Source organism: Methylothermus subterraneus (assembly GCF_054656915.1).
The window spans coordinates 60,598-77,093 of sequence record NZ_BAAHXK010000008.1 but is presented as its reverse complement, the minus strand read 5'-3'; the positions used below and the strand labels follow the sequence as shown (position 1 = coordinate 77,093).

At 61.8% G+C, this 16,496-nt stretch carries 17 protein-coding genes; 10 read left to right on the top strand and 7 right to left on the bottom strand.

Translation table 11 applies throughout. The features are described from left to right. Window positions 1–49 precede the first annotated feature (49 nt). From ACYQ3M_RS08595 to ACYQ3M_RS08580, 4 genes are read left to right on the top strand one after another with little or no spacing between them, the layout of a single operon-like run. On the top strand, window positions 50–1,045 hold the full coding sequence (locus ACYQ3M_RS08595) for a zinc-dependent alcohol dehydrogenase family protein (RefSeq protein ID WP_460035667.1): 996 nt from the start codon (window positions 50–52) through the stop codon (window positions 1,043–1,045). Then, window positions 1,008–1,808 (top strand): DUF3530 family protein, encoded by an 801-nt coding sequence (locus ACYQ3M_RS08590; RefSeq protein WP_460035666.1) that lies wholly within the window; start codon window positions 1,008–1,010, stop codon window positions 1,806–1,808. Before ACYQ3M_RS08595 ends, ACYQ3M_RS08590 begins: the two co-directional genes overlap by 38 nt. Next, window positions 1,805–2,392 (top strand): DNA endonuclease SmrA, encoded by a 588-nt coding sequence (gene smrA / locus ACYQ3M_RS08585; RefSeq protein WP_460035665.1) that lies wholly within the window; start codon window positions 1,805–1,807, stop codon window positions 2,390–2,392. The genes ACYQ3M_RS08590 and smrA overlap by 4 nt, the downstream gene beginning before the upstream one ends. Next, entirely contained in the window at window positions 2,389–3,429 is a 1,041-nt protein-coding gene (locus tag ACYQ3M_RS08580) for a phosphotransferase enzyme family protein (protein WP_460035664.1), read from the top strand. Before smrA ends, ACYQ3M_RS08580 begins: the two co-directional genes overlap by 4 nt. On the opposite strand, the gene ACYQ3M_RS08575 is transcribed toward ACYQ3M_RS08580, so the two are convergent. Further along, window positions 3,413–4,987 carry a hypothetical protein gene (locus ACYQ3M_RS08575; protein WP_460035663.1) on the bottom strand — a complete coding sequence of 525 codons (1,575 nt, stop codon included), beginning with the start codon at window positions 4,985–4,987 and terminating at the stop codon, window positions 3,413–3,415. The genes ACYQ3M_RS08580 and ACYQ3M_RS08575 overlap by 17 nt on opposite strands. A gap of 106 nt (window positions 4,988–5,093) precedes the next feature. Here ACYQ3M_RS08575 and ACYQ3M_RS08570 point away from each other — a divergent pair, with 106 nt between their 5' ends. Together ACYQ3M_RS08570 and ACYQ3M_RS08565 are read left to right on the top strand one after the other, a co-directional pair. Next, window positions 5,094–5,507 carry a flagellar basal body-associated FliL family protein gene (locus tag ACYQ3M_RS08570; protein ID WP_460035662.1) on the top strand — a complete coding sequence of 138 codons (414 nt, stop codon included), beginning with the start codon at window positions 5,094–5,096 and terminating at the stop codon, window positions 5,505–5,507. A gap of 21 nt (window positions 5,508–5,528) precedes the next feature. After that, window positions 5,529–5,867, top strand: a complete 339-nt coding sequence (locus tag ACYQ3M_RS08565) for a phenylpyruvate tautomerase MIF-related protein (RefSeq protein ID WP_460035661.1) — start codon at window positions 5,529–5,531, stop codon at window positions 5,865–5,867. A 2-nt stretch (window positions 5,868–5,869) separates the two neighbouring features. On the opposite strand, the gene ACYQ3M_RS08560 is transcribed toward ACYQ3M_RS08565, so the two are convergent. Continuing rightward, window positions 5,870–6,394, bottom strand: a complete 525-nt coding sequence (locus ACYQ3M_RS08560; protein ID WP_460035660.1) for a hypothetical protein — start codon at window positions 6,392–6,394, stop codon at window positions 5,870–5,872. Between the two features lie 16 nt (window positions 6,395–6,410). After that, window positions 6,411–6,728, bottom strand: a complete 318-nt coding sequence (locus ACYQ3M_RS08555; protein ID WP_460035659.1) for a DUF1244 domain-containing protein — start codon at window positions 6,726–6,728, stop codon at window positions 6,411–6,413. A 345-nt stretch (window positions 6,729–7,073) separates the two neighbouring features. Between ACYQ3M_RS08555 and ACYQ3M_RS08550 the strand changes: the two genes are divergently transcribed. Genes ACYQ3M_RS08550 through ACYQ3M_RS08535 form a run of 4 tightly spaced genes read left to right on the top strand, consistent with a single transcriptional unit; the run spans window position 7,074 to window position 9,083 of the window. Next, window positions 7,074–7,616 carry a septation protein A gene (locus ACYQ3M_RS08550; RefSeq protein ID WP_460035658.1) on the top strand — a complete coding sequence of 181 codons (543 nt, stop codon included), beginning with the start codon at window positions 7,074–7,076 and terminating at the stop codon, window positions 7,614–7,616. Between the two features lie 3 nt (window positions 7,617–7,619). After that, window positions 7,620–7,922: a YciI family protein gene (locus tag ACYQ3M_RS08545; protein ID WP_460035657.1), complete on the top strand. Its 303-nt coding sequence runs from the start codon at window positions 7,620–7,622 to the stop codon at window positions 7,920–7,922. Continuing rightward, the gene (locus ACYQ3M_RS08540) at window positions 7,919–8,197 is read left to right on the top strand and encodes a BolA family protein (RefSeq protein ID WP_460035656.1); all 279 of its coding nucleotides are present in this window, start codon (window positions 7,919–7,921) and stop codon (window positions 8,195–8,197) included. The genes ACYQ3M_RS08545 and ACYQ3M_RS08540 overlap by 4 nt, the downstream gene beginning before the upstream one ends. A gap of 4 nt (window positions 8,198–8,201) precedes the next feature. After that, window positions 8,202–9,083, top strand: coding sequence for a peptidylprolyl isomerase (locus ACYQ3M_RS08535; RefSeq protein ID WP_460035655.1), 882 nt, complete (start codon window positions 8,202–8,204; stop codon window positions 9,081–9,083). Window positions 9,084–9,086: 3 nt separating this feature from the next. Here the strand turns inward: ACYQ3M_RS08535 and ACYQ3M_RS08530 are convergent, their stop codons facing one another. From ACYQ3M_RS08530 to smc, 4 genes are read right to left on the bottom strand one after another with little or no spacing between them, the layout of a single operon-like run. Next, window positions 9,087–10,241, bottom strand: a complete 1,155-nt coding sequence (locus tag ACYQ3M_RS08530; protein ID WP_460035654.1) for a GGDEF domain-containing protein — start codon at window positions 10,239–10,241, stop codon at window positions 9,087–9,089. Next, window positions 10,234–12,261, bottom strand: coding sequence for an NAD-dependent DNA ligase LigA (gene ligA / locus ACYQ3M_RS08525; protein ID WP_460035653.1), 2,028 nt, complete (start codon window positions 12,259–12,261; stop codon window positions 10,234–10,236). Before ligA ends, ACYQ3M_RS08530 begins: the two co-directional genes overlap by 8 nt. A 2-nt stretch (window positions 12,262–12,263) precedes the next feature. Continuing rightward, window positions 12,264–12,980 carry a cell division protein ZipA C-terminal FtsZ-binding domain-containing protein gene (locus tag ACYQ3M_RS08520; protein ID WP_460035652.1) on the bottom strand — a complete coding sequence of 239 codons (717 nt, stop codon included), beginning with the start codon at window positions 12,978–12,980 and terminating at the stop codon, window positions 12,264–12,266. Between the two features lie 15 nt (window positions 12,981–12,995). Beyond that, window positions 12,996–16,484 (bottom strand): chromosome segregation protein SMC, encoded by a 3,489-nt coding sequence (gene smc / locus ACYQ3M_RS08515; RefSeq protein ID WP_460035651.1) that lies wholly within the window; start codon window positions 16,482–16,484, stop codon window positions 12,996–12,998. Between the last annotated feature and the right edge of the window lie 12 nt (window positions 16,485–16,496).

Here is a 16,496-nt window from a genome sequence, read left to right as displayed (position 1 = left end):
AGAGGGGAGGCGATGGTATTATAAAGACTTTATTCTACGGGAGGCAGCCATGGCTTACAAGATGCGTGCTATGATTCTAGAGCGGCCGGGCGCACCTCTTTGCTTGGTCGAACGCGAGATTCCTCAGCCAGGCCCCGGGCAGATTCTCCTCCAGGTCCTGGCGTGCGGCGTCTGCCGCACCGACTTGCACGTGGTCGACGGCGAATTGCCCAATCCCAAGCTGCCGCTCATCCCGGGCCACGAAATCGTCGGCAAGGTCGTCGCTTTAGGGGAGGGCGTCGATCGATTCCAGCTTGGAGCCCGGGTCGGGGTGCCCTGGCTGGGGTTTACCTGCGGTGCGTGCCGGTTTTGCTTAAAGGGCCGGGAGAACTTATGCGAGCAAGCCGGCTTTACCGGTTATACTTTGGACGGAGGGTACGCGGAATATACGGTGGCCGATGCGCGTTACGCCTTCCCTTTGCCGGAGGCTTACGACGACTTGCACGCCGCTCCCTTGCTGTGCGCGGGCTTGATCGGCTACCGCTCCTATGCCTTGGCCGAAGACGCCGAGAGGATTGGGTTGTACGGCTTTGGCGCCGCTGCCCACATCATCGCCCAGGTGGCGGTGCGCCAGCAGCGCCGAATATACGCTTTCACCCGCCCAGGTGATCTTGCAGCGCAAGAGTTTGCCCGCACTCTCGGGGCGGTGTGGGCCGGGGACAGCGACCAAATGCCGCCCGAACCGTTGGACGCGGCGATCCTTTACGCTCCGGTCGGGGCGCTGGTGCCTTTGGCCCTAAAAGCGGTGCGCAAGGGAGGCAAGGTGATCTGCGCCGGCATCCACATGAGCGATATTCCAAGTTTTCCTTACGCCCTTTTGTGGGGGGAGCGCTGCCTCGGTTCGGTCGCCAACCTGACTCGGCGGGACGGTGAGGAATTCTTGGGGCTGGCTGCCGCTTTTCCACTCAAAACCGAGGTCCGCCCTTATCCGTTGGCCGAGGCCAACCGTGCTCTGGAGGATTTACGCCATGGTCGGTTCCAAGGAGCGGCGGTGTTGGTGCCGTAGCGGTCTGTGGCTGCTTGCCGTCGCACTCACGGTGAGCGCCGCGCCGAATCGGGTGGAAGAGGCGCGCTTGCTCGAAGCGCTGGCGGAGGACCCGCACCCGGGCCAAACGGTTGAGATTCCGCTGGGGGCGGAAAAGTTCGTGGCGATTTACGCGCCGAGCTTCACCCAAACTGCGCGCGGAGCGGTGGTTTTCCTGCCGGAAGCCGGCCTGCGGGCCGACTTTACGCTCGCCGTCGAGCTTATGCGTTATCTCTCCGCCCACGGCTGGGAGGTATTGAGCCTGCAGCTGCCGGTGCAGGAACCGGAAGCGCCGGAAGACGCTTATTTTACGCTGCTCGAAGACGCTGCCGCGCGGCTTAAAGCCGCCACCGCCTGGCTCAAGTCCCAAGGCCGTAAGAGCATCGCTGCGGTCGGGCACGGCTTTGGCGCTCTGGCGGTGCTTAAGCATTTGGCCGATTCCGATCCCGAACTGCAGGCGGCGGTGCTGCTTAGCCTGGCCTGGCCAAAATCGGCCGACGCTTCGGTGCAAGCTTGGCTCCAGGCGGTTCGTCTGCCGGTTCTGGACGTTTATGCCGAACAGGATTCGCGTCCGGCCCGAGCGCTGGCGCAGACGCGCCGCCTGCGCCTGAAAGACAAGCCGGGGTATCGTCAGCTGCTCGTCTCGACCGCCGATCACGATTATCGCGGCCAGGAGGGGCTGCTTGCCAGGCGCATCGACGGCTGGCTGCGGCAGGTCGGCTTAAAGAAGGAGGGAGAAAAATGAGCGAAGCCGACGAAATCGCCCTGTTCCAGCAAGCGGTGGCAGGCGCTTGCCCGTTGGCCGCCAGCGACAAGCTGCCGCTGCCCAAATCCAAGACGACCACTCCCGGGCAAGCATACCGCCGCGAGGCCGCGCAGCGGACGGAAAGCCTAGCTTCTTCGCTGCCGCTTACTTTCATCGAGCCGGTCCCTCCGGAGGCGATCTTGAGTTTTAAGCGCCCCGGAGTGCAGCACGGGGTATTCAAAAAGCTCAGGCGCGGAGAATATCCGGTCGAGGCGGTGCTGGATTTGCATCGCTTGACCGTGGTCCAAGCGCGGCGCGAGGTGTGCGCCTTTGTGCGCGAATGCCTGCACAGCGAAGTGCGCTGCGCCCTCATCATTCACGGCAAAGGCCAAAGGGGCGAAGGGGAGCCACGGGCTTTGCTCAAGAGCTGTCTGGCGCGCTGGCTGCCGCTGCTCGCCGAAGTATTGGCGTTCCACAGCGCGCAACGCCGCGATGGGGGGGTGGGCGCTGTATACGTCCTACTGAAGAAGGGGGCGCTGCAAAAAGAGCGCAACCGGCGCCGCTTCCAAATGGCAGAGCGATGAGCGCGCATGCAGTCGCCGCGCGCTTTGCCTTGCCCGGATTGGTAAGGGAAGTGGCGCCTTGGGGCAAAGGCTTGATCAACACTACCTTTCGGGTTTCCACCGACCAGGCCCACGGGGTATTGCAGCGCATCAACCGCCAAGTGTTCCCGCAGCCGCGTTTGGTGATGGCGAACCTGCGCCGGTTGGAAGACTATTGGCACAGCTTGCCGCCGGGGCTGCGCCTGCCGCGTCTGGTGCCTACCCGCGAGGGCGCCGATTGGTTCGAGGATGCTGCCGGAGCATGCTGGCGCATGCTGGAATACCTGCCTGGGATCGTCCTCGCCAAGGTCGAGACCGCGCGTGTGGCCGAAGCGCTCGGTTGCAGCCTGGGGCGCTTGCATCGCCGCTTGGCGGGTTTGGATCCGGCGGCGTTCGCCGACCCTTTGCCCGGCTTTCACCGAACGCCCGCTTATTTGGCCGCTTTGCGGCGGGCGCGGGCGGGTTGGCGGGGGCAAAACACCAAAGCGCTCGAATCGCTGTGCGCGTGGGTCGAGGAGCTGACGGAGTGGGCAAGCGGTTTGGATCGGGCCAGAATTTCAGGGCAGCTGCCGCTGCGGATCGTTCACGGGGACCCCAAGCTCGACAATCTGTTGTTCGATGCGCGGACCTTAACGCCTCTGGCCTGGGTCGATCTGGATACGGTCGGCCCGGGGCTTGTCCTGTACGACATCGGCGATTGCGTGCGTTCGGTTTGCCACGAGGCGGGGGGAGTGGAGTTGGACTTGATCGAACCGGTGCTCGCTGGGTGGTGGGCAGAACTTGCAGGCACACTCAGCGCTGCAGAAATGCGCTGGGTGCCGGAAGCCATCGCGTTGCTCCCCTTCGAGCTGGGGGTGCGTTTTTTGACCGATTACCTTGAGGGCAACCGTTATTTTAAAGTCCAAGATCCTGAAGAAAACCTCCACCGCGCTTTGGACCAGTTTGCCCTCGCCCGCCAGGCTTTGCGCCGCAGGGAGGACTTGCAGCGCTTGTGGCGCAAGCTCACTCTAGGGCTTTGAAGATCAGCGAGTGGACCGCCGATTGGAGCAAGGGAAGCGCGTTGTGCTCGCGGCAGTGGGCGTTGACTTCGTCTAGATTTTCAAGCGCCAGGCGGACGACTTTTTCAGTGATCCCCGGGCAGTGCGCCTCGATCTCCATCAGGTTGGAGAAAGGCATCGCGTACACCAACCGGGCGATGTGGTTGGCGAGGATGGCGATGGTGGTCGGGTAAACCCGATTGCCGGTGATCTGCTTTAAGGCCAGGACGGTGGCGGTGTACGAGTCGCCACAGCCGGTGGCGTCCCGGCTGACCGAACGCCCTGCGCTCTGGATCAGTTGATCGATTTTGGCGCCGGTTTGAGGGTCGATGATCGGGATGTAATACTGGACCTTCTTGCGCTTGCCGGTCTTTTTGTCTTCGTATTTGAAGCTGGCGATCGTAGGGTTGGAGCCGTCGGTGATGAACACGCTCTCTTTCACCCCGATGCGGTGCAGGATGTCGGCGCAGCGCTGGGCGGCGATGCGGCGCTTTTCCGGATCCTCAGGAAGGACCAAGGTTTTCTCGGTTTTGAGGTCCGATTTGAAAATCCCGAAAATGCGCACGAAACTGGTCTTGCCGCGCTGGTTTTTTTCGCCGTCGTGGTACTCTTCGAGGTGCGCGAGCAACACATCGTCGTTGCGAATGCAGGGGGAATTGGATTTGCGGATCCAGGCCAAGGCTTCGCCCAGGTTCAAGGTCATGGTCTCGCACACGCCGATGGGGGAGGCGTAGCGGTCGATGCCATCGCGGATCTGGTTGGAGCCTACGCTCCAGACCACCGAATGCTCGGCTAGGTCGTTTCGGACCCTAACCGCCACGTCCCAAAAGATGAGATCGTCGGGTTGGTTGTGGAGGAGCAGAAAACGCGGCGTGCGCAGCGTAGGGATCGGGCGGTCGAGGTTAACCTGACCGTAAGGCGTGCTAAAGTAAATCTCCTCGCCGCTGGCGCGGTTCTTGATAAACACCGACCGCCTGGGTTTGCCGTCCACCCAAAGGATGTCGAGGTTAGGGAAGGGCTTGGCTTGCTCGCGCACCAGCTCGACCCGGTCCTCGGGTAGGGTCAGATAGAGGTGCGCTTTAGGCAGCTTGTTCTCGGGAAGGCCTAGAACGCGGTACAGGGCGAGGTTGATGATCGCGCTGTCCACCGTGGTGTTGAAGGCTCCTCCGCCCAGTCCCCGATGCACGGCGGCGGTGGCGGCGGCAAAAGACAGCGTCAAGACCGCCGGCTGGGGGTCGTCGCTGACGATGGTCAAAGCGATCTCACGCGCGGTTTCTTCGATGTCGATCGTGCGCGCCGGAAGCTTTGGAATCCCCTGTTCGATCTTTTCTTGAATGCTGGGCGAACGCAGAGCGGCCACTTTTTGCTCCACTGCGCGGAACTCCTCCTCCGGCACCTCGATGCGAATGTCCTCGACCGTTCCGCATTCAATGGAGGTGGAGACGACGTCGCAATCCTCAAGCTCGCGCTTTAGAATAAAGCTCAAACTTTCGGGAACGCAGACGGCCGCCGAGAAAGTGGGGGAGATGCGTTCTTGCATTTACCAACCTGGTGTCGAGAAATCGGTGTTTGATTGTTTTTAAATCGGTTACCTTACCTTCGCGCGTGCTGAATTGTCAAGGATACCCCGACCTAGGAGAGCCAAGATGAAAAACTCAAGCCGTCGAACGAGTTGGGCGCTGGCGTGGTTATTGGCGCTCAGCAGCCCGCTTTGGGGAAAAGAGGAAGGAAAAGCCGAACCTTCCGCAGCCATCGAGTATTTGCCCCTTATCCCTCAGCTGATCGTCAATCTGGCCGGCCGGCACCACTATCTGCGGGCCAACGTGCAGCTGATGATTCAGGGCAAGGAAGCGCTAGAGCGGATTCAGCCCTACGTGCCTGTGGTCCGGCATACCTTGATCACTCTGTTTTCTAATTTGCCTCCAGAGCAGCTGAGCGACGTCGGGGAGCGAGAAAAACTTAGGCAGGAAGCGCTTTCCCAGGTGCGCAAAGCGCTCGCTCAATACACCGACAGCGATGGGATCAAAGACCTCTTGTTTACTGAATTTTTAGTCCAGTGACTCTTTTTAGGGAGAAGACTTATGCCTTACCTTAGGATCGAGACCAATATAGAGCTCCAACCGGAACAGAGGCGAGAACTGCTTGCGTTGGCTTCGACCGAGTTTGCCAAGGCTTTGGGCAAGCCGGAAAGCTATATGATGGCGCAGCTGGTCGCCGGCGCCGATCTGATTTTTGCCGGCACGAACGAACCGGCCGCGTATGTAGAATTAAAAAGCATCGGCCTTAAGGATCCCAAGGAGTTGGCCAAGTTCGCGTGCGAATGGCTTCGGTCTCAGTTGAATATCCCGCCGCAGCGGGTCTATATCGAATTTATCGACATCGACCCGCAGCGGTGGGGCTGGAACGGCGGTACGTTCTAGCTTCAGTGGCCGTGATCGCCGCCTGAACTGCGCTTGAGCCTCGGGCCAGAAGGCGGCGCGGCGGCCTCCGCGGCAAAGCCAGCCGTGCGTTGGCCGCGCTGGCCGATCGCGCCGCCGGCGGCGCGGGCGATGTTCTCCGGCGTCAACCCGCCCAGCGTGCGGGCGGATTTGACCACCAGATCCGAATACGGGGTGATGTCCTGCTCGACCGCCAGGCTGCTGGTGACCACCGCTTCCAAGGTCTTATCCGCGTCAAAGCGCGCGCTCAGGACGACCGGATAGGCCGCATCGGCAGGGATCGGAATGCGGAAGTGGGGGTCGCCTTGCAGTGTGAGGCGAGACAAGACCCGCCCTTGGGCATCCAGGGCTTGGATCACCGCCTGGCGAACCGGACCCTCGTCGCTGACGACTTTGCCTTGAATGATGGTTGGACCGACAACGTTGCCGGCGTTGTCGTTGCCGCAGCCGGCCAAGAAGCCGGCCAAGAGTAAAGCCGCGAACCGATGGATTCGATGGATACGGTGCATTTCTCCTCCTCTAAACTTAAGTTGGATGGGACGACTTTTTTTGGCGTTCCTCCAGCGCGCGGAGCTTTTCAGGAGGGGCTTGGGTTTGATACTTAGCTTTCCACTCCGCGTAAGGCATGCCGTAAACGATTTCCTGAGCTTCGGCATAATCTATCGCCAACCCACGGGCTTCCGCCTCGGCCTTGAACCACTTAGCCAGGCAATTGCGGCAAAAGTCGGCGGTCAGCATCAAGTCAATGTTTTGGATCTCAGGGTGCGCCTGAAGGTGCTGGATCAGCCTGCGAAAGGCGGCCGCTTCGACCTCGGTGCGAAGGGCATCGTTGGGGATCGCCATAGGTTTTTCCATTAGACCGCGTGGTTAACCTTGCGCATCGCAAACGAACAGGCTAGCATAGCGCATCGCTGAAAATAGCTCGTTTGGATGAATGCGTTTCCGATAAATTATCACTCAAGGCTGCCGGCGCGTCTACAAGGCAGGGTAGGTCCTACGCGCAACGCAGGGCCGGCGCGTTCTTTGCTTAGGGCGGGCTTTGCCTTGCGGGAAACCGCAAGGCTTAGATTGCAGCGCCTTCTCCCTACTGACCTTCGGGCTAGACAGGCGCTTGCCGCGTATCTTGGCGTCCAGTCCTTGGCGGATTCTCCGTGGTGGTTCCGCATCGACGTGTATGTGTGAAAGACCATGAAATGGTTGTTTGATTTTTTCCCTGTCGTCTTGTTTTTCGTCGCCTACAAGCTCGCGGGAATCTATGCAGCTACGGCGGTGGCCATTGCCGCGACTTTGCTGCAGGTGGGTTATCTTTGGTGGCGCCGGCGGCAAGTGGAGGTGATGCACCTTGTTACTCTGGGGCTGGTCGTGATCTTCGGCGGCGCCACCCTGTATCTGCACGATGCGCGGTTTATCCAGTGGAAACCCACCGTGATCAACTGGTTGTTTGGCGCGGCGTTGTTGGTCAGCCAGTTTGTCGGCGAGAGACCTTTTATTCAGCGATTGATGGCCAATAACCTCGAGCTTCCCCAGCCGGTCTGGTACCGGCTCAACGCAAGCTGGGCGCTGTTTTTTTGGGTTTTGGGGGCGGTTAATCTGTTGGTTGCCTACTCCTTCGACACCGAGGTCTGGGTCAACTTCAAGTTGTTCGGCATGTTGGGTTTGACCGTCGCGTTTGCCTTGGTGCAGGCGATTTTTCTGGCGCGTTATCTCCAGCCGGAGTCCACGAAGGAGTAAATCGTGCTTTACGTAATCCTGGCTGAGGACGCGCCCGACACCTTAAAGCTGCGCCTGGAAAATCGTCCCGCGCACCTTAAGCGGCTGGAAGCTTTGCAGGAAGAAGGGCGGTTGGTCTTGGCCGGTCCTTTGCCCGCGATCGACAGCCCGGATCCAGGCCCGGCCGGGTTCAGCGGCAGCCTGATCGTGGCGGAGTTTCAAGACCTTGAAAGCGCCCGCCGTTGGGCGGCAAAAGATCCCTATCTGCTGGCCGGGGTCTATGCCCGGGTGACAGTGAAACCTTTTCTCCAGGTGTTTCCCAAATGAACGAGCGCGTGCGATCGATTGAAGACCGTTTGCGGCAGGCCTTCTCTCCGACCCACATGGAACTGATCGATGCCAGCCAGGCGCACGCAGGCCACGCCGAGGCCGGCGGCGCCGGGCATTTCTATCTGCGCATCGTCTCTCCCGCCTTTGCCGGCAAGAGCTTGGTGCAACGCCATCAGATGGTGTACCAAGCGCTTGCTGAATTCATGCCGAGCCAAATCCATGCCCTGAGCATTCAGGCTTATACTCCTGAGGAATATTCGACTAAAGGATAATCTTATGCGTAAACACTTTGCTCTCACTGCCCTGTCTTTGGCCTTAACCGCGTGCAACGCCGGCGGCAACAAAGTCGGCGAAGGCTTGAACCTGGCGCCGGTAGAGGACAAGGACGCCGTCGCCATCGTCAACGGCGTGCCGATCAGCCGGCTGGCTCTGGATTATGTCAAAGCCGAGATCAGTCGCGGCAACCCCGAGGCCAAAATCGACATCCCTGAAGACAAGCTGATCGAAGAATTGATCAACCGCGAGCTGCTCAAACAGGAGGCGGTGCAGAAGCAGCTTCCCCGCCAGCCGGAAGTGGCCGAGCGCGTCCGCTATACCCAGCGCATCGTCTTATCGCAGGCGGAAATAGAAGATTTCTTCAAAACCCACCCGATCACCGAAGACCAGCTCAAGGCCGAATACGACCGGCTGGTCGGCGCCATGAACCAAAACGAATACAAGGCGCGCCATATTCTGGTCAAAGAGCGCGAAAAGGCCGAGGAAATCATCAAGCAACTGGATCAGGGAAAAGATTTCAGCGAGCTGGCGAAAAAGCATTCCATCGATCCGGCCGCTTCTCAGGGCGGCGATTTGGGGTGGTTCGTGCCGCAGCAGATGGTCCAGCCGTTCGCCGATGCAGTCATCGCTCTGGAAAAGGGGCAATACACCAAGCAACCGGTGGAGACCCAGTTTGGCTGGCACGTGATCTTGTTGGAAGACACCCGCCAGAAGACTCCTCCGCCGTTTGAACAGGTCAAACCTCAGATCGAAATGCTGCTCAAGCGCAAGCGGGTGCAGGAGCACATCCAAGAGCTCAAGCAGAAGGCCAACATCAAGCTTTTGACCGCCCAAGCTTCGCCGGCGCAAGGGGAGCCTGCAAGCGAAGCGCAGCAGCCTTGACGCTCAAGCCCGCTGGGCGGCTTGAGCCTCTGGCGGGCGCAGGTAAACCCCGCCGCTCGCCACCTGGTTTCTGCCGTTGCGTTTGGCGACGTACAGGGCCTGGTCGGCGAGCTCCAAGAACCGCTGTTGGTCGATTTCGGTCATCGCTGTGACCTGGTTGGGGTTGTATTCCGCCAGGCCAATCGACAAGGTGACAGAAATCACCCGATGGTTGTGGTCGGTGATCTTGAGCGCTTCGATCCGCCTGCGGATGCGTTCGGCCACCTCTTGCGCGCGCTTCTCGTCGGCGCCAGACAGCAGGGCCACGAACTCTTCTCCGCCGTAGCGGGCGAGCACGTCTTGGCTGCGTAGCTGGGCGCGGATTTGGGAAGCGACTTCGGCCAGCACCAGGTCCCCCGTTGGGTGGCCGTAGGTGTCGTTGATCCGTTTGAAGTGATCGATATCTAGGAACAAACACGCCAAAGGCTCGCCGGTGCGCGCCGCGCGGTCGATCTCCTCCCCCAGACGCTGCTCAAAAAAGCGGCGGTTGTTGACCCCGGTCAAAGGATCGATCAGGCTGGTGCGGCGCAAGAGCTCAAAGTTAAGGGTGTTTTCCAAACAGACCGCCAGGATCTGGCGTAAGCGGTCGAGGAAATCGGTAGCCATCCCCAAGCCAAAACGCGAGCCGTCAGCGCTTCCCAGGTTCAAGGCGCCGAGCAGCTCCCCCCGGCGCACTAAGGGCAGCAGGGCGCAGCTTTTTAAGTTCATCGGTTCGGGAAACAAGGCTCGGTGTCTGGCGCCAACGGCCCCTAGGTAGGCTCGAAACGCCTTGCCGAAGATCGGCTGCAAAGAAGAGGCGGTGGGCAGGAGGATCAATTCCTTGAGGTTGTCCGATGCCAGTCCGTCCTCCTGCAGAAACTGTTTGATCTTGCCCTTCGCGTCGACGAGGGCGAGCGTGACGCACTCCAGCTCGAACACGGTGCGCGTGTCTTCGAGCACGTGTTCTACCAATTCGCGTAGAGAGTTGAGCCCTAAAAGCTGGGTTTCTAGCGATTGAAACCGGCGCAAAACTTCCTCGTTCTGGCGGATGCGGGCAAGCAGACGATCCAAGTGGCTCTCTAGAACACAAATCTCGGTTTGGAGCTGGTCGATCTCCGCGATCGGATCGGCTTCATCCACGGCTTGGCGTCTCGAATTGGCGCAATAGGTTTAAAAACTCCCCCTCGTCCATAATAGTAACCCCAAGTCGTCTGGCTTTGTCCAGTTTGGAGCCGGGCGCGGACCCAACGACGAGGAAATCGGTCACCTTCGAGACGCTCTCCGTCACCCGCGCGCCCAGCGCTTCGACTCGGGCCTTGGCTTCTTCGCGCGGCATGGACGCAAGCGCTCCGGTAAACGCGATCGTCTTGCCCGCAAGCGGCTTGGGGGCGGCGGTCGGCGCCGGCCAATGCACGCCGGCTCGGCGCAGGCGCTCGATGACGTCCAGGTTGTGAGGCTGGCGGAAGAAAGCGGCGATATGCCGGGCCACCACCGGACCGATGCCCGGGACCTGCTCGAGTTCATGCTCCTTAGCCGCCAGCAGGCGCTCCAAGGATTGAAAATGCTCGGCCAGAAGCTGGGCGGTGACTTCTCCGACCTCGCGGACGCCGAGCGCGTACAAGAATCTCGGCAGCGTGGTGGATTTGCTCTTTTCCAGCGCGCGCATGAGGTTTTGCGCCGATTTGGCCCCCATCCGTTCCAACTCGGCAAGTTGCTCCGGGCGCAGCGCGTACAGGTCGGCCACGTCGCGGATCAAGCCTTTTTCCAGCAATTGGTCGATCAGCTTTTCCCCCAGCCCCTCGATGTCCATCGCCCGCCGCGAGGCGAAATGCTTGATCGCCGCCTTGAGCTGGGCCGGGCAATACAGCCCGCCGCTGCAGCGGATCAGCGTGCCGCCGGGGTCGGCCACCGCTTCGGCGCCGCAGACCGGACAAGTCTTCGGCGGCTCGACCGGTTTGGCGTGGAGGGGGCGTTTTTCCAGGATTACCTTGACGATCTCAGGAATCACCTCGCCGGCACGGCGCACGATCACCGTATCCCCCACGCGGACGTCCTTGCGCCGCAATTCCTCGAAGTTGTGCAGGCTGGCGCTTTTGACCTCCACTCCGCCGACCCAAACCGGTTTAAGCTTGGCCACCGGGGTGAGGATGCCGGTGCGGCCTACCTGCACTTCGATCGCTTCGACCACGGTAGTGGCCTCATGCGCCGGAAACTTGTGCGCGATCGCCCAGCGAGGGGCGCGCGCGGTGTAGCCTAAAAGCTCCTGCCAGTCTAGGCGGTTGACTTTGTACACCGCCCCGTCGGCTTCAAACGGTAGCTTGTCCCGCCGTGCCAAAAGCTCCCGATAATACGCCAGACACCCGGCGGCTCCCTCGACCACCTCAAGTTCCTTGGCGATCGGTAAACCCCACGCTTTAAGCCGCGCGAGCAGTTCGGCTTGGGTCTTAGGCAGCTGCGCCTTGGGGAACGCCCCGACCCCGTAGCTGCAGAATTTTAGCGGGCGTTGGGCGGTGATTTGGGGGTCGAGCTGGCGCAGGCTGCCGGCGGCCGCGTTGCGGGGGTTGGCAAACACCTTCTCTCCACGCGCCAAGCTCAAAGCGTTGAGCCGTTTGAACTCCTTAAGCGGCATGAACACTTCGCCGCGGACTTCGAAGCGCTCAGGCCATCCCGAACCGAGCAGGCGCAGCGGCACGTTACGGATGGTTTTGACGTTGGCCGTCACCTCCTCGCCGGTGAATCCGTCGCCGCGCGTAGCCGCCTGCGCGAGCGCACCGCGCTCGTACAGGATCGAGACCGCAAGCCCGTCGAGCTTGGGTTCGGCGGTGTATTCGACCGTGTCTGTCCCCAGCCGCTCGCGCACCCGCCGGTCGAAATCCAGCACGTCCGCCTCGGTGAACGCGTTGTCGAGCGACAACATAGGCACCTCGTGCCGGACTTCGGCAAAAGCTTCCGCAGGGGGGGCGCCAACCCGCTGCGTCGGCGAGGTGGGCGTGATCAGTTCGGGATAAGCGGCTTCAAGCCGTTTGAGTTCGGCCATCAGCGCGTCGTATTCGGCGTCGGCGATGACCGGCTCGTCGAGCACGTAGTAACGGTAGTTGTGGTATTCGATCTCCCGCCGCAGCGCCTCCACCCGCTCGCGGATCGCTTCCGGCACCGCCATGCTCAGGCGTCCTTGAGTTGCCGCCGCCAGAGCGAGATCTTGACGGCAGTCAAGGGTTGGCGGCGGTCGTCCAGCTCGTTGCCGCCTAGGCGCTGGGCGAGCGCGTGGCAGGCGGCGATCATGCGCTCAAACGCCTCCAGCGGTCGGGAAACCTGCGCCGGCTGGAAGAACAAGGCCAGGCCGCGGGTCTTGAATTCATCCATCGCGTCGATGGGGAAGGTGCCTGGCTTGACCAGGTTGGCCACGCTGAACTGGATTTCGTCGTCCTCATAGGCGTGGAAGATCTCCATCTCGCCGTATTGTAGCCCTAGGTCTGCAAACGCCTTGAGCAGTTCGCCCCCCAAGAACGGCCGTTCGGGGGGGGCGACGACGCTCACCTGGATCACCTCGGGGAGGGTTGGGACTTTGGCCGGCGCAGCTTGGGCCGGTGGCTCGGCGGGATGCGGCTTAAGCTCGGCAGGTTCGGGTTCTAGGGTGGCTTCTTCCGCCTCCAGGACATCCACGTCCACCGGCGCGATTTCTTCGACCGGGTGGATCGAGATGGTGTCGATCTCCTGGACTTCCAAGTCCTCTGCCTCGGATTCGGCCTCCAAGCGGCGCAAGGTTTTATCGAGCCTCCGCCGCTGCCTTTTCAGGCGATTCCACACATACACGCCAAGCAGCAGCAAGACGCCCAAAGTCGCCAGCACGATCCGCAAGGTGGTCTGATCCGTTTCCATAAACTTAAAGCCCCGTTAGGCCGCCATCTCGGCCGCCTGTTTCAGATCCACAGTAATGACGCGGGAGACCCCAGGTTCGCGCATGGTCACGCCGATCAAGCGCTCGGCGATCTCCATGGTAGTTTTGTTGTGGGTCACGAAGACAAATTGTACCCGTTCCGCCATGGATTTAAGAAGCTCACCGAACCTGCCCACGTTGGCTTCATCGAGGGGGGCGTCGACTTCGTCCAAGAGGCAGACGGGGGCCGGGTTCAATTCAAAAAACGAGAATATCAAAGCGATCGCGGTCAGCGCTTTTTCCCCGCCGGACAGAAGGTGAACGGATTGATTGCGCTTGCCCGGCGGGCGGGCCACGACCCGCACTCCGGCCTCGAGCGGGTCCTCAGGACCGATAAGCTCCAGCCACGCTTCCCCGCCGCCGAACAGGGCCGGGAAGCGCTGCCGAAAATGGCGGTCGATGGTCTCGAACGTGGCCCGGAATAGGGCACGGCATTCGCGGTCGATCTGGCGGATGGCTTTTGTAAGCATTTCCAGGGAGGCGCTCAGGTCTTGGCATTGTTTGTCGAGAAAGCGCAGGCGTTCTGCGTGCTGGCGGTGCTCCTCGATCGCCGCCAGGTTGACGTCTCCAAGGCGGGCTTGCTGCGCTTTTAGCTCTTCTAGCCGGCTCTGCCAGCTTTGGATGGTCGCTGTTTCCGGCAGAGAGCCAAGGAGCTTGGGCAGATCCAGTCCTTCGGCTTCGGCTAAGACGGTTTGCCCGCGGACCCGCGCCGCCTCCGCGGCAAGTCGCGCTTCTTCTAGCGCGCGGCGTGCTTCGTCGCGGGCCTGTTCCAGCCGGCGCCGCCGCCCGGCTTGGTCTTGCTGCGCGGCTTCGGCGCGTTTGAGGGCGGTGCGGGTGGCGGCGAGCTCTTTTTCCAGGACCGCGCGGCGGGCGAGTAGGGTTTGTAATTCCCGCCGCCGCTGCTCGATCGGCGCTTTGCCTTCAACCTGCTCGGCCTGGGTGCGCTCCAGGCGCTCGCGCAGCTGCCGCTTTTGGGATTGGGCGCGCTGGAGTTGTTGCGCAAGCAGCTGGCGGGTGTGGGCGAGGCGTTCCAGCGCGGCGCGCAGCTTCGCGTTTAGGTCGCGGTGCGAGAGGGTTTGGGCGGCGATTTGGTCGAGCTCGGCGCGCGCCCGGTCGCACTCGCTGCGCCGCTGCGCCAGCGCTTCGGTTTGGGCCGTGTGCCGTTTGGTCTGCTGCGCCAATTTTTGCTCGCGTTCGGTCAGTTTGGTTTCAAGGGTTTGGCGTTGCTGCGAAGCGCTCTCAAGTTCCCGATTCAGGCGCTCGAGGCGTTGGCGCATTTCGGCCTGGCGCAGCTGGGCGGCGTGCAGTTCGGCCGCGCAGCGCTCGCTTAGGGCGTAACTGTCGCGCTCTTCGCGTTCAAGGGTCTTGAGGCGTTGCTCTGCCTCGGCAAGCTGCGCGCTCAGCCGGTTGAGCCGATCCTGCCACTGGCTGCGCGTTTGCGTAAGGGTTTCAAGGCGCGCGCGCAGTTCCTTGAGGGCTTTTTGGCGCTCTAGGATTCCGGGGTGGGCTTTCCTGAAGCCTTGAAGCTTTACCCAAGCGGGGCCGACCTGGTCGCCAGAAGGTGTGATCCAGCGCTCGTGCCCGGCCAATTCCCGGCGGCGGGCGAGGGCCTGCTCCAAGCTCTCGATGCAGCGATACCCGGCCAGCCAGGGGCTTAAGTCCCAGGGAGTTTTGAGCTTGGCCGCTAGGGCGTCGCCTTGGATCGGGCCGGTGTTCGGGCGAAGCTCGATCAAGGCAAGATTTTCCTTAAGTTCAGCCAAAGCTTGGGCAAAGCTTTGCAGGTCGCTCGCCACTACGGCCTCCAGCCATTCGGCAAGCGCGCTTTCCACCGCCGTTTCCCATCCAGCCTCGACTTCTAAGGATTCCCCAAGGCGCGGCGCGGCTTTGAGCCCGTGGGCCTCAAGCCAAGCTTCAAGCGCGCGGTCTTTGCCCAAAGCGTGGCTCTGCAAGCTTTGCAGTCCCGCCAGCTGCCCTTGCAAGCGGTTGAATTCGGCCTCCAGCTCCTTGAGTTGGCGCTCGCTTGCCTGTTTTTGCTCGATGCATGCGCGCAGGACTTCAGCGGCCGCGGCGACCTCCTTAAGTTTGCGCTCTCTGAGGGCCTTGGCCTGCGCGGCTTGGTGGGCGAGGGAAGCTCGGTCCAAAGCCGCCAAAGCGTGGGCAAGCTGCTCGCGCTCTTGGCTGAGCTGGGCCTGGCGCGCGTGGCTTTGCGCGAGCTGCTGTTCTAGATGGCGGATCTCGGTTTTGAGTAGCTCAAGCTGCGCCGCTTCTTGCCCGTGCGCCTCGCGCTCGCGGTCAAAGCGCTCTTGCGCCTCCCGCCAGCGGCGTTCCGCCGCCTGGAGCCGCGCTTGGCTTTCCTCGAGTTGAGCCAGGGCTTGGCTTTGCTCGCGCGCCAGGCGCTCTTGCTCCTCTTCCAAGCCGTCCAGCTGGGCCTGGATCTCGGCGCAGTGTTGCTCGCTGCGGGCCAGTTCAGCGCGCCAGGCTTCCAGCGACCGCTCGCGTTCCTCCAGGGTCTTTTGCGCGTGGCGGAGGCTCTGCTCGCACTGGCCGAGGGCGGCGTTTAGCTCGTAGAGCTGGCCTTGTTGTTCCTGGAGCTGGCGGCCTAGGCGCTCGGTTTCGGCTCGGGTTTGGGCCAAAGACTGACCGGCTTGATCAAGCGCGGCTTGGGTTTCGGCGAGCGCTTGCTCTTGCTCACGCACTTTGGCTTGCTGGCGGCGGTAGTCGCGCTCGGCTTCCCGCCATTTGAGGGCGATCAGCTCTTGGTGGCAGTGCGCGATCGCTTGGCTTAGGCCGCGGTACTTTTCCGCCGTCTTGGCCTGTTTGGCTAGCCGGTCGACTTGCTGTTTGAGCTCGCCTCGGATGTCTTCGGCCCGCTGCAGGTTGGCGCGCACGTGTTCGAGCTTGAGTTCGGTCTCGTGGCGCCTCTCTTTGTATTTGGAGAGACCGGCGGCTTCCTCGATGAACAGGCGCAGCTCTTCCGGTTTGGCTTCGATCAAATGCGTGATCATCCCTTGCTCGATGATGGCGTAGCTGCGCGGTCCAAGGCCCGTGCCCAAGAGCACGTCGAGGACGTCGCGGCGGCGGCAGCGAGTGCCGTTGATAAAGTACTGGGACTGGCCGTCGCGACTGAGCTCGCGCCGCAAAGCGATCTGGGGAAATTTGGCGTACTCTTCTGCGCAGCGCCCCTCGCGGTTGTCAAAGACCAACTCCACGCTCGCGAAGGCGGCCGGCTTGCGCGTCTCCGAACCGTTGAAGATCACGTCCGGCATGGCGCTGCCGCGCAGGTGCTTGGCCGAAGTTTCCCCGATCACGAAGCGCACCGCGTCGATGAGGTTCGATTTGCCGCAGCCGTTGGGGCCGACGATGCCGATCAGGCGCTCGGGAAAGACCACGGTGGTGGGTTCGACGAAGGACTTAAAGCCGGCCAGCTTGATTTTTTCCAGGCGCATGCACGGATGGGA